Origin of the sequence: Legionella lansingensis, assembly GCF_900187355.1 — a bacterium.
In the GTDB taxonomy this organism is placed as follows: domain Bacteria; phylum Pseudomonadota; class Gammaproteobacteria; order Legionellales; family Legionellaceae; genus Tatlockia; species Tatlockia lansingensis.
The window spans coordinates 355,659-367,500 of sequence record NZ_LT906451.1 but is presented as its reverse complement, the minus strand read 5'-3'; the positions used below and the strand labels follow the sequence as shown (position 1 = coordinate 367,500).

The window sequence follows — 11,842 nt, the reverse complement described above, 5'->3', positions numbered from 1 at the left end:
GTTAATCAGACGAATGTCTCTATGCAAGAGCAACCAGAAGTTAATCTCATAGCTACAGAAGAAAAGGAAAACACCCTTGCAAAAGTGTTGGATTGGGGGCAAGTCTTAAGTCAGCTTAACTTAACTGGTATAGCACAGAATGCAGCTGAAAACGCCGAACTCATAGAAAAATCGGGGCGAAATATCATTCTTCGCGTAGCAAAAGGCCATCGATCGCTATTTACACCGGCTGTTACTGGCCGTATTGAACAAGCCTTAACAACTTATTTTAAAGAAACAATTAAAATTGCGCTTAATAGTGATGAAGCAGTATATTCATCCCCTGCGCAACAAAAACAAATTTTGCAAAATCAACGGCAACAGGAGGCAGAGGTTTCTTTGCAGCAAGATCCATTTTTTCAGCAATTAAAACAAGAGTTCGCAGCCGAATTGGTCAAAAACTCTATTGCGCCTGTTAAAGATGAATTATAATTAACAAATAATCCCAATGAGAGGTTCAAACATGGATATCAATCAAAATCTTGGCAACATAATGAAAGAAGCACAAAAGATGCAACAACGCATGCAAGAGGCTCAAAAACAATTAAGCGAGCTTGTTGTGAAAGGTGTTTCTGGTGGTGGCTTAGTTGAAGTCGAAATGAATGGCCGTCATGAAGTCAATAAAGTTAAGATCAGCCCTTCCTTAATGGATGAAGAGGTTGAAATGATGGAAGACTTAGTCATGGCAGCTTACAATGATGCCGCACGAAAAGTTGAACAGGCATCCAAGCAAAAAATCAGTGAATTAACAGCAGGACTTAACATTCCTACTGATTTTATGAAAGAAGACGAGAAGGAATAAGCTACCTAATGGATGTCATGAGTCGCTTGGTGGATGCTCTACGTTGTTTGCCTGGAATTGGTCCAAAATCAGCACAACGAATGGCGTTTCATTTATTGCAACATCAACGCCAACGTGGCCTGCATTTGGCTTCTTGTTTGGAAGAAGCCATGCAAACCCTTCATCATTGTAAACGTTGTAATAACTACACTGAGTTTGAGTTATGCAAGCTCTGTCAAAATTCAGCTCGTGATTTACAAACCTTATGTATTGTCGAAACACCGGCTGACGTCGCAGCGGTTGAACAAAGTAACGCTTTTAATGGTAGTTACTATGTACTCATGGGAAAAATTTCCCCGCTGGATGGTTTAGGGCCCGATGACATAGGATTGCCAAAATTGCGAACACTTGTTATCGAGGAAAGCATCAAAGAAGTGATTTTAGCGTTGAGTCCCACTGTGGAAGGGCAAACAACTGTCCATTTTATATATGATTTGCTAAGTGATCAGCCTATTCGTATCAGTCAATTAGCGCATGGTATTCCTTCTGGAGGGGAACTAGAATTTCTAGATGGCAACACCATAGGTAACGCTTTGCGAAATCGAGCTACCGTGAATGTATAAAATGTCTTATATGAATCGCTTGTTACATGTTTGTTGTTTATCTATTCTTCTAATTCTGTTTTCTAGCAGTGTTAATGCTTCTTTTAACAAAAGCCTTTGGCCCATATGGGAAACGAACAATCCGCTTTCCACTGCCACTATCCCACACGATGAATGGCAGGAATTTTTGAATAGACGTGTTGTGACTAATGAAGAAGGGATCAACCTGGTCGATTATGCTAACCTCACAGATTCTGATTATAATTTGCTGAAAAGTTACATCACGAAGATGAGCCATGTTGATATTGATGCCTACAATCGTGATGAGCAACTTGCCTTCTGGCTTAACCTTTACAATGCACTCACCGTACAGATTATCGCAGATTATTATCCTGTAGGCACTATCGAAGAAATTAACATTTCTCCGGGCTTATTTAGTATTGGTCCCTGGGGAGCAAAATTAGTGACAATCAATGGGACACCTCTCTCTCTTGATGAAATAAATAATCGTATTATTAGACCCATTTGGAATGATCCTCGCACACACTATGCCATTAATAATGGCTCTATTGGCGCTGCGAATCTCCGAAAGCAAGCCTTTCGTGGAAAAACAATAGAAACTGCCCTCAATGAAGCGGCTTCAGAATATATTAACTCTCTTCGCGGCGCGCAAGTGATAGAAGGAGAATTGATCATCTCAAAAATATACGAATGGTATAATGAAGATTTTGGAGGGTCAAAAGCCGATGTGATTACTCATCTCAAGCAATTTGCCAAAGAGCCTTTACGCAGTCAACTCAAACACATCAATACCATCAACGGCTACGTCTACAATTGGCATTTAAATAGTACCATTCCACCAAAACCTTGAGGCCCCCCTAACCTCCCACCTACCGTCAAAAATCAGATCCCAATCTCCTTAAATAACGCGTCAATCGTCTTATTTTCAAACGTTGCTGAATTACCATAAACGTTCATAATTCGCGTGATAGCATTTAAATTTCGACGCCCCGGCATAAGTGGTTTATGACCACTATGACGTGAATAGGGAGCAGTGGTGATGTGGCGATTAAACAATTCTTCGCGTATTGCCTCCATAACACAATCAAGTATTTTATATACTCGCGCGATGGCCTCCTTCTGTTGCTGATTGGGTGGAGCAAGTGCGCTAATTTGTTGATCCTCCAAGATGGCAATTAAGGTGCGCATCAAATAACTACTATCCTTATTGGCAAAATAACCATAAAGATCCAGGCATTCCGTAGTTGATAATTGATGAAACAGCGCCTGCATATCGAGAGAAAATTTTTTATAGTTTTCATAATTCTCTCTCATGTCTCCAACCAATAGTTGTTGCAACGTCATTACCGTATCGATAAGGCGATTAGGATTAAACCAAAATTTATAAGCACGAAATAAGTCATTCAATTTATTTCTAATCATAAAATCATCTGAAGCATTAATATTTGAGAGCCGCCATTCTTTTAATGCTGTAATGATTAGATTGGCATTATTATCTGCATGAATCATGATGCCTTGTGGTAGTTCATCCTCATGAAATAAATAGTCATGAATTTCCCCTATACCCCGCTGTTTTAAGGTTTGTGTAACTGCTTGATGTAGCCTTTCAATAAATTGATGCAACATCAGCAACCTTGTCTTAACTGAAATCAGTTTCTCAGGATGCATTACCTGCTTAAAGAGTTGATCAGGGTATAGTTTATAAAAGAAAATACTGTTAATGAGCAAGATAATATTTGGCTGCTCAAAAAGTGCAGCCAATTGCAGGATTTCCTTCTCCTGTAATTGGGCGACCAGACTTATACAGGATAAAGGATTTTCCCCTGCATCATTAGCAAAGGCTACGAGAGCAGGTAGCCAAGTACTACAAGAATCAGAGGCGATTATTGTCTTAAGCCTTCCTGTAAGTACCCGTTGAGTGAACTCCAAAGATTGCGGCTGCATGCCATTGAGCTGCTCTTGAAGATATTTATAATAATATCTTAGCTGCTGAATTATCCTTATTTCTTCGTATAATGAGGTGCTTAAGTTAAGTTCTCCTTTGAGTGTCTGGATAACCACATAGCAGCGTGAGGGATTATTCTCATAGCAAGAAATGCTTGTTCCTGGTTCTTGATAATCCAAGGTTATGAAATGTAAAAGATCTTCATACTTGAGTGCCAATTCCAAGCATAAATGTGCAGCTTCTTGTGTTCGCAAACGAGCATTCTTGCCATCGCCCATTGCTTTCTGTAAGCGATTTTCTAGTAGTTTAATATCATATTTAATCAGCACCTTAGTACGATAAGCGTCGTTAACTAGCAAATTTATCGCAAATCGCTTCGCATCCATATGATTATCCACAAGCATCGTCCCGAAGTTGGAGTGCTTTTATACTGTGCAAGCATTTTTCATTCCATTGCGGAAATCTAACCTGCAAGATAGGAAAATAACGCGATGAGATTGGGAGATAACGGAGTATCTCCCAAAAGAAAATTACCTGTCAGTACCAGTGTCAGGTAAGAGACGCGTGGTTTTTCCATACACGACTAACACTTTTTGTTTGACTTTTAGATTCAGTTCTTCAGCTTGCGCCACAGACACAATTGCGCCACTATTTAGTTTGATCACATAGACATAACCTTTCCCACCATCAAGATATTCACTTCCAGGAGCCTGTTTAGACGTTCTTGTAGCCTGGCTATGAAATTTTACCTGACGTTTAGAAATAATGACTCCTGAGGCAACTTTTTTTAATTTCCCAACCTCACTAACATCATAATCCCCAGGAGGAGCTTCTTTGGAACACCCACCCAAGATTAAACAGCAGGCTATTAACAGCCCATAGAATAGTTTATTCATTCTAATGATCTCCTAATTTAAATTTTGGCGATTTAGGCAAAAAATCTGCTATATTCTACAAATTAGAACTCACTATTGCTAGCAAACATAAATCATTTCTAACAAGTAAATGAGTATTAATGAAGTTTTTGGGTTACTTAGATGAAACAAGCTAGTGAAATACCAACAGACCCTAACTTGCCAATGCAAATTATACGGTAAGCAGTATATAATCTTTAAAATCTTAGTAGCCCAGTTTGAGGGAGAATACCTGATGTCATCGCATCGAAAATACTTATTAATTATTGACGATGCTCCAGTTGATGAACAACTAATACAATATTTCTCTAAATTTGATTATGACATTGTTCATCAAAAAGATCTCACTCAGCTTGATAACGAAGGTGAAGTACCAGCTGCCTTATTAATTAATTGGTCGTTAATCCAAGGCAATCCATCTAAGATAGAAAATTTATATCACCATTATCCTGTTCCCTTGTTCGTGATTAGTGATGTGGTCGATGAAACAATGTGTGTCCGCATGTTAGAAGCAGGAGCAGATGATTTTTTGGTTAAACCAATCCACCCACGTGAGCTGCATGCGCGTATTAGTGCCATATCCAGAAGAGTTTTACGTTCTATCAAAGAAACTGATCAAGAAAAAGAAGTCTTACTGTTTGCTAACTGGCGTTTATACCCAGCCTCTCGCCAAGTTTTTGATAATACAACTCGCGAAGAGTTACAACTTAGTGCAGGCGAGTATGATCTCTTACTAGCCTTTGTACAACAACCACAACGTGTATTAGGTCGTGAATTCCTATTGCAACTGACGAAGCACAGTGATTTGACTCCTTTTGACAGACGCATTGATGTACAAATCAGTCGCTTAAGACAAAAAATTGAAACGGATGCAAAAAAACCTGCATTAATTAAAACGATTAGAAATGGAGGTTATTTGTTTACTTCTCGAGTGTTAACAATGAAAGAAGGTGAGGAGGCAAAGCTCTAGTATAGTGACAGCCTAATTTTGACAGGACTTACGGAAAACCCACACAATGAGTCAATAGATCACGAGATTAGAAGAACTATCTTGTATTTACATTAATCCAGAAACAGAGCAATTTTGGGTAATTGATTTCAGGATTTTTAATCCCGATCAAAGAGTGACCACGTGCAAGACATGTTGGTCAACTTGATTAACCACAAAAGCTAGCGTAGAAAACAACGAATCCAACGTAACAACGTAATTACATGGTATGTGCTATTCACGTTATCTGAGTCTTCCCATAATATAGGAGTGAACAGTTTGTTTATCAACTCAATGTCAGTACCATTACTTGATCAATAGAGGCTACACTCTAATTTTTGTTGAGTGACATTAATCCTATAAGAAGAAGGATTTTCTTTAGGCGCAAACAAAGGTATTACTTTGGAGCTTACTGGCTTAAGCTCTGCTGGAACAGCTAAATTTTCTTGAGGCTGTGAGCCATGCCCTAGAGCATTCAAGACTTTTGAGGTTGTATTTCCAGTAGCCTCCACCTCTCCAGCATTATTGGCATTGGATGGTGCTGCAGAGACAATTCCTTGTTGTTTGAAAAGATATAAATTCGTTAAAACAATAGTGGACTCCAGCACCATCAATGCGACACCCAGTACAGGATTTAGTGCAAAACCTAATGCAACAAACAATCCTGCTGCCACCAGAGTAATTGTTGAATTATAGCTTAGGCTTACGAACAGATTTTGGAGAATATTTTGTTTGGTTTTTTTTGCTATATCAAATGCGGTTGCAATAGGAAATAATAACCCTTGTTGTATCACAATGCCGGCATGTTGTTCAGTGATGGAATCACCGATACTTGACTTAACAGCAATGCCTATATCGGAATAGGCAATTGCGGTAGCGTCATTAGCGGCATCACCAATCATAGCCACTTTTAAGCCTTTTTGCTTGAGCTGCTGAATATAACTGGTTTTGGATACTTCTCCTGTTTTCGTGACAGCCCCCACAGTATTCGCACAGATATTATCCTTGGGAATGCCTAATAATGCTGCGTATTCTTCTGCAGTAGCTTGATCCGCCCCTGTGCAAATGTGTACAACTTTACCAAGCTGCTTTAATTGTTTCATTGTGACGATGGCATCTTCACGCAACGGATCAGTTAAGGCAATTTGTCCTATCACTGTTGTCTCACGCACAATATAAACAGAACCGTTTTTAGGATTGTCATAAGGTGTGTCGATAGAGGTAATTCCATTAGCTAAAAGCATGTCTTTATTCCCTATCATAAATGTCTCACCATTAATAATACCTTTCATTCCAGAGTGATGACTTTTGTCAATAGAAGTGATTTCTAATGGCTCGGTTGCAACAGTGTCTTGATCTTGTATGTAAGACTTAATAATTTTCGCTACCGGATGATCAGATTGGCTTTCTAGCAATGCAATATGATGTAAAAATTTTTTATCGCTAATATGCAACGATTTCACTACTATTTTGCCTTGAGTCAGAGTCCCATTTAAATCAAAAACAATGGTGTCGATGTCGGCTGCTGCTTGTAAGGCTTTGCCGTTGTTAAAATGAATGCCATTTTCAGAGGCTTTTTTCATGCCAATTTTAACGGCCATGGGAGTAATCAAACTCAAAGCGCAGGGACAGGCACTCACCAGAACAGAGATGACGCATTGAATGGCAAGAGTAGGGTTAAACAATGAAGCGATGACAACGCCTGATACAAGCGCCACGGTAATTAATCCGGGAATAAAATATTTCAGTACCTTATCTGCAAACATTTCAATAGGGGCTTTTTCATCATTGGCTTTATTAATATTTTTGGCAATCAATGACAAATAAGAGTTTTGATAAGTTTTGGTAACCCGCATTTCCAACGAAGATATATGATCGGCTAACTGCATGCCCGCTTTTACAACATCGCCAGGGTTAAACTCTTTGAGTTTAGGCGAGCCATCAATTCTTGTGGTATAAAGGAGCGCTTTTTTCGTTAAGACACCATCAACAGGAATAACTTGTCCTTTTTTAACAATAATCAGGTCGTTAGGAATTAATGTCTTTACTGAAATCTCTCTATCGGGATTACCTTTTAACAGGATTAATGGCGGCACACAATCCCGGACATCTAATTTTTTATTGATTTTACCGACCAGAGTATGTTCAATTCCTTCACCTAAATGCCAAAAGCCTAACACAAGAGGGGCTGCCTCAAACATCATAGGCAGGCCCGGGATAAAAACGCTAGCAATAGACACCACAAGAATGGTTAGAGTGCTAATTGAGTATAAAGTGGTGGTGTCCCATTTTTTTTCTTTCGATGCTTGCCAAGCTGATTGATAAACTGTACGACCCAAATACAAAGTCATTAAAGAGGTAAGTCCTGTGATGATATAGTAGGCAACCAAGGGAATATTAAAGCTACCAATAGAAAGAATCAGTAACCCTATTCCCCAAGTCAAACCTAATGCGGCTTTAATCCAATGATTTTCATGATGATGCTCATGATGGTGCCCATGCCTATGAGGATGGTCATGTTTTGTTTTTTTTTGGTGCTTTTTAATGAGATGAAGATGTGTATTCTTAGGCTTGTGTGTATGATGGTGGTGCTCCATTTTTTCAATATCCTGGAGTACTTCCATTTCCATCATGTCTGTTACAGCAAGACCTTGCTCCTTTAAAAGCTGGGACACTTTGATTTTTATGACCTGATTCTCTTTGGATGCGCACAATAAACTGATGCTTTTATTGGAACTAGTCAAATCGACCGCTACTCGCACTAACTCCAGCTCTTTGGTTTTAGCCAAAATCTGCTCAATTACTTCTTTCGCTTGTTCCGGGTCGAGAAGTTGGGCATCTTCTGCAAGGTAGAATCGATAATTACTATACAGCATGGGTTTCCTCTATTTAAAGGTTATCTGGTTGCTATAGAGAAAGGTTCCTTGTATGCAAATGCCTAGTGTGAAAATGGCCCTACAAAATAGAGCCAGCAAATTTGTCCCTAACAAGTTTTCTTCCTAAGCCAGGCGTTACAATAACTTACCGCCTCTCTCGAAAATGTTATATTGTAACGTTTAATTGTTAGATAACAAGGAAATTTAAATAATTTTTAGACAGCAAGTGATTTCTATGAAACAATAATTGGCTGTTGTTTGACCATTTTTCCTTGAAATAGAGATTGGGGTTTTTCGTAAGTCCTGAGAGATTGTGATAAAACAGTGTGTACTGACTATTCGCTTGAAAGAAGATTCATGAAACATAATTTGTTGGATAAAGCTTATAAGCATTGTATAAACCATGGCTATCGATTTACAGAGCCAAGGGAGCGTGTCCTCAAAATATTGGTCGATGAGAGAAAGCCTCTCGGCGCTTATGATATACTGCAAAGATTATCTATGGAAGTTGATAACCCCAAACCACCAACAGTATATCGGGCTATTCAATTTTGGCATCAAGAGGGATTTATTCATTGCATTGACAGCCTGAAATCCTATGTCGCCTGCTTGCATGGGCATCATGTGGGGCAGGCCCAATTTCTTATATGCACTCAGTGTGATTTTGTCAAAGAATTGGAATGTGTAGTTGATTTCCCTTCGGTAACAGAAGCGGCGAATTCCATTCAATTTTCAATTATTAATTGTACTGTGGAAATCAAAGGCTTGTGTTCTAATTGTAATCGGACTAACCTGGAAAATTAAATCCCGCCGATAATTTTCCTATTCTCTGCAAAAAATTGCATTTATTTACCCCATATAAGTCATTTGAATTTTAAATGACCGACTTCAATGTGATTACGTTGGATTTGTTGTTTTCTACATTGATATTTATCGATACCGGTTACTGCTTGATCTCACGATGAAATGCTCAACAAACCATCTAAAAGCACAAACTTTCTGACCTTTTTTCCATGTCAAAATTAGGCTGTCACTGTACTAGCTCCTTCTACTAGCAGCTTTTAGCATTCGAACTGTCTTAATTGTATTCTCACTAACTTTAAGAATTTCTATCTGAACGTTTTCGATTTGTAAACAACAATCCGGAGGTGGAATATAACCCAAATGCTCAATGATCAAACCACTGAGAGTTCTTGGGCCAATCGATGGAAGCTGCCAACTTAATAGTCTCTTCAATTGACGCAAAGTTATACTGGCATCCACGATTACCGAACCATCTGCCTGTTGAATGATATCTTTAGTTAAGTCAGCCACATCTGTGGTGAATTCACCCACCACTTCTTCAAGAATATCTTCTAAAGTGACCAATCCTAACAAATCTCCATACTCATCCACCACAAAACAACTGCGTCTTTTCATTTTTTGAAAATTTAAAATTTGCACATTCAATGGGGTTGCCTCAGGAATAAAATAAGGCACATCAGCAATCTTTAGTAAATTCTCCATGTCTAAACGCTCTTCGAGAGCAAGGTTTAAAACACTGCGTACATGAACCAGACCGACTAAATTATCTATGGAATCCCTATATAACGGCAAACGTGTGTGTTGCGCTGTTTCTAGTTCCTCAATCAATTTATGCCAAGGTTGCTCCAAATCCAGGCCTACAATATCCCCCTTAGGAATCATGATATCCTCCACTGTCGCTTCCTCTAAGTCCAACAGACTAATGATCATGCTTTTATGCTCAATCGGTAATAACCCTCCAGCTTCATGGACTACCGAACGTAATTCTTCTCCTGTCAACGCTTCTCTTTGTACCTTATCTATCGAAATACCAAACAGGCTTAGAATCGCATTGGTTATCCATGCAGTTATTCGTATGACAGGCGAGAATAGACCCTGTAGCAGTTTTAGAGGGAAAGAAGCAGTAAAAGCAATATGCTGTGGATGAAGCGCTGCCAGTGTTTTCGGAACCATTTCTGAAAATACTAAGATAATTAAAGTGAGGAATATAGTTGCTGCTACAACACCGGCATCTCCATATAAACGCTGCCCTATAAGTGTCGCAACCATCGATGCCACAATATTGGCAAAGGTATTGCCAATTAAAATAACACTTAACAAGCGATCCGGTCTGGTTAGCATTTGGTTAACACGGATTGCTTGTTTGTTATTTTTTTTTACTAAATGACGTAAACGATAACGGTTTAAAGACATCATTCCGATTTCTGACCCCGAAAAGAAGGCAGAAAGAATAATTAACGCTAGTACAGCAATAAAAAGAGTTGTCAAAGAAAAGTGCACCGAGTCCTCATAAGCCATTGGAAAACATCATCATAACAAATACTATTTCTTATACAAATGAAGGCCACTCCTCATCACCAAACAATGGACCGAAAACTGCAGGCTTCTTAACCACATCCCCCCAAAATATATTTCCAATATCAAAATGCCACCACTCATGTTCGTAAGATGTAAAGCCTACCCTTTCCATCGTTTGACGCAAAAGGTTTCTTCTCTCTTGGAAAACGCGTTCTTGTGCAGTTAAATCCGTTTTTAAGGCGAAGTAATCTCTGCCTGCTCGCTGTGTATAGTCATCAAAAACTGTACCCATATCTAATTCTTTATCTTCTTTCATTTCAAATAAGGTCAAGTCTATAGCCCCACCGCTAAGATGAGGAGAGCAATAGCTTTCACCAATTTTGGCTGGGGAAGCAACATATTTTAAGACTTCCACTAAATGCTCTTGCTCACTTAAATGAGGAGATGCTCTACGAATTTTTTCGCTGAATAACTCAAAGAGTTTGCGCTGCACGCCCCTTGGCCGATAAACATCCCAAACAAGAAAGCCATAGTTTTCTGGCAGAAAACTCAATGCTCCAAGCAATCTGTCTAGTACAGCATATCGTCCAAAAATATATGGATAGCTACTTAGACCTTGTTCAAAATACATAGGACGTATTTTAATTCTGGGATGACTGACCTTGCTAAACTCAACTGTTTCATGGTCTCTTTTAGAGAAGTCATGGGTCATATTTTGCGTTTTGAACATATAAGAGGAAACCTATGGGAATAAATTTAATAATATATAATAATAATCAAATAGTCCCTCAAGATAATGGACCATTATGCCAAATTTTATAATACCGTCACTCGACAATTTGCCTACTGAGCTTATACTTTATTTTGAGCAGTTTTTAAATCGAAAAGACGTTGCAGACTTAACAGAAATTAGTAGATTTTTTCATCAAATTACGCCATTTGACCTTGCCCTTGGCACACTTAACCCTCATGATCTTTTTTACACAGCTATGCAACATGAAGGATTAGCACTGCTTGTTGTGCAAATTCCTGAGCTTGTCAACAAAATTAATCAAAGTTTGTATGGGGATAATAAGCAAAAGCTGCAGAAAGATTATACAAAAGAACAATATAAGAAGGATAATTGCCTAGAACAAACGATGAAGAGATATAAAACGAATATTCCAGACCCTCTCTATCTTCTTGCAAAAGAGCATCCTAAAGTTGCTGAGATACTATTAAGTGAAGGCTATATCGCTACTACACTAAGTAAGAAAACTAAAACCCTGATTAAAAGCCTGCGTGAGCCAAGGCTACAATCGGACCCTGATAGCAAAAAAATGTTATAATACTTAGGGAACATATTCGGTGGCTT

The 11,842-nt window shown here is 38.7% G+C and carries 12 protein-coding genes and 2 pseudogenes (1 of these 14 running past the window's edge); 8 read left to right on the top strand and 6 right to left on the bottom strand.

What is annotated here, in order from left to right; all coding sequences use genetic code 11:
* The 4 genes in view from dnaX to CKV79_RS01760 are tightly spaced (at most 31 nt apart) and all read left to right on the top strand, a layout consistent with a single transcriptional unit that may run on beyond the window.
* Positions 1 to 471: the 3' portion of a DNA polymerase III subunit gamma/tau gene (gene dnaX, locus CKV79_RS01775; RefSeq protein WP_028373764.1), read on the top strand. It extends 1,182 nt beyond the left edge of the window; 471 of the gene's 1,653 nt are visible here — the last part of the coding sequence; its start codon lies off the left edge, out of view; its stop codon occupies positions 469 to 471.
* 31 nt (positions 472 to 502) lie between these two features.
* Positions 503 to 841, top strand: a complete 339-nt coding sequence (locus CKV79_RS01770) for a YbaB/EbfC family nucleoid-associated protein (RefSeq protein WP_028373765.1) — start codon at positions 503 to 505, stop codon at positions 839 to 841.
* 8 nt (positions 842 to 849) lie between these two features.
* On the top strand, positions 850 to 1,443 hold the full coding sequence (recR, locus tag CKV79_RS01765) for a recombination mediator RecR (protein ID WP_028373766.1): 594 nt from the start codon (positions 850 to 852) through the stop codon (positions 1,441 to 1,443).
* A 10-nt stretch (positions 1,444 to 1,453) separates the two neighbouring features.
* The gene (locus CKV79_RS01760) at positions 1,454 to 2,293 is read left to right on the top strand and encodes a DUF547 domain-containing protein (RefSeq protein WP_028373767.1); all 840 of its coding nucleotides are present in this window, start codon (positions 1,454 to 1,456) and stop codon (positions 2,291 to 2,293) included.
* A gap of 32 nt (positions 2,294 to 2,325) precedes the next feature.
* Here CKV79_RS01760 and CKV79_RS01755 read toward each other — a convergent pair whose 3' ends face one another.
* On the bottom strand, positions 2,326 to 3,774 hold the full coding sequence (locus tag CKV79_RS01755) for a hypothetical protein (RefSeq protein WP_051546205.1): 1,449 nt from the start codon (positions 3,772 to 3,774) through the stop codon (positions 2,326 to 2,328).
* Between the two features lie 144 nt (positions 3,775 to 3,918).
* On the bottom strand, positions 3,919 to 4,284 hold the full coding sequence (locus CKV79_RS01750) for a hypothetical protein (protein ID WP_035915843.1): 366 nt from the start codon (positions 4,282 to 4,284) through the stop codon (positions 3,919 to 3,921).
* Positions 4,285 to 4,537: 253 nt separating this feature from the next.
* Between CKV79_RS01750 and CKV79_RS01745 the strand changes: the two genes are divergently transcribed.
* Positions 4,538 to 5,272: a response regulator transcription factor gene (locus CKV79_RS01745; protein WP_028373769.1), complete on the top strand. Its 735-nt coding sequence runs from the start codon at positions 4,538 to 4,540 to the stop codon at positions 5,270 to 5,272.
* 76 nt (positions 5,273 to 5,348) lie between these two features.
* Positions 5,349 to 5,470, top strand: a pseudogene (locus CKV79_RS14225) (IS701 family transposase); the annotation flags it as partial.
* 134 nt (positions 5,471 to 5,604) lie between these two features.
* On the opposite strand, the gene CKV79_RS01740 reads toward CKV79_RS14225, so the two are convergent.
* Positions 5,605 to 8,166 (bottom strand): heavy metal translocating P-type ATPase, encoded by a 2,562-nt coding sequence (locus CKV79_RS01740; RefSeq protein WP_028373770.1) that lies wholly within the window; start codon positions 8,164 to 8,166, stop codon positions 5,605 to 5,607.
* Positions 8,167 to 8,523: 357 nt separating this feature from the next.
* Here CKV79_RS01740 and CKV79_RS01735 point away from each other — a divergent pair, with 357 nt between their 5' ends.
* Positions 8,524 to 8,970, top strand: a complete 447-nt coding sequence (locus tag CKV79_RS01735; protein ID WP_028373771.1) for a Fur family transcriptional regulator — start codon at positions 8,524 to 8,526, stop codon at positions 8,968 to 8,970.
* 86 nt (positions 8,971 to 9,056) lie between these two features.
* On the opposite strand, the pseudogene CKV79_RS14220 reads toward CKV79_RS01735, so the two are convergent.
* From CKV79_RS14220 to CKV79_RS01725, 3 genes and pseudogenes are all read right to left on the bottom strand, one after another.
* Positions 9,057 to 9,168 (bottom strand): annotated as a pseudogene (locus CKV79_RS14220) (IS701 family transposase); the annotation flags it as partial.
* Between the two features lie 36 nt (positions 9,169 to 9,204).
* On the bottom strand, positions 9,205 to 10,470 hold the full coding sequence (locus CKV79_RS01730; RefSeq protein ID WP_028373772.1) for an HlyC/CorC family transporter: 1,266 nt from the start codon (positions 10,468 to 10,470) through the stop codon (positions 9,205 to 9,207).
* 49 nt (positions 10,471 to 10,519) lie between these two features.
* Entirely contained in the window at positions 10,520 to 11,218 is a 699-nt protein-coding gene (locus CKV79_RS01725; RefSeq protein WP_051546206.1) for a M15 family metallopeptidase, read from the bottom strand.
* Positions 11,219 to 11,294: 76 nt separating this feature from the next.
* Here CKV79_RS01725 and CKV79_RS01720 point away from each other — a divergent pair, with 76 nt between their 5' ends.
* The gene (locus CKV79_RS01720) at positions 11,295 to 11,816 is read left to right on the top strand and encodes a hypothetical protein (RefSeq protein ID WP_028373774.1); all 522 of its coding nucleotides are present in this window, start codon (positions 11,295 to 11,297) and stop codon (positions 11,814 to 11,816) included.
* The last annotated feature ends 26 nt before the right edge of the window (positions 11,817 to 11,842 follow it).

Coding starts and splice junctions, on each gene's coding strand:
- CKV79_RS01745 (WP_028373769.1), top strand. CDS start 4,538: ATGTCATCGCATCGAAAATACTTATTAATTATTGACGATGCTCCAGTT.
- CKV79_RS01760 (WP_028373767.1), top strand. CDS start 1,454: ATGAATCGCTTGTTACATGTTTGTTGTTTATCTATTCTTCTAATTCTG.
- CKV79_RS01735 (WP_028373771.1), top strand. CDS start 8,524: ATGAAACATAATTTGTTGGATAAAGCTTATAAGCATTGTATAAACCAT.
- CKV79_RS01725 (WP_051546206.1), bottom strand. CDS start 11,218: ATGTTCAAAACGCAAAATATGACCCATGACTTCTCTAAAAGAGACCAT.
- CKV79_RS01720 (WP_028373774.1), top strand. CDS start 11,295: ATGCCAAATTTTATAATACCGTCACTCGACAATTTGCCTACTGAGCTT.
- CKV79_RS01770 (WP_028373765.1), top strand. CDS start 503: ATGGATATCAATCAAAATCTTGGCAACATAATGAAAGAAGCACAAAAG.
- CKV79_RS01750 (WP_035915843.1), bottom strand. CDS start 4,284: ATGAATAAACTATTCTATGGGCTGTTAATAGCCTGCTGTTTAATCTTG.
- recR (WP_028373766.1), top strand. CDS start 850: ATGGATGTCATGAGTCGCTTGGTGGATGCTCTACGTTGTTTGCCTGGA.
- CKV79_RS01755 (WP_051546205.1), bottom strand. CDS start 3,774: ATGGATGCGAAGCGATTTGCGATAAATTTGCTAGTTAACGACGCTTAT.
- CKV79_RS01740 (WP_028373770.1), bottom strand. CDS start 8,166: ATGCTGTATAGTAATTATCGATTCTACCTTGCAGAAGATGCCCAACTT.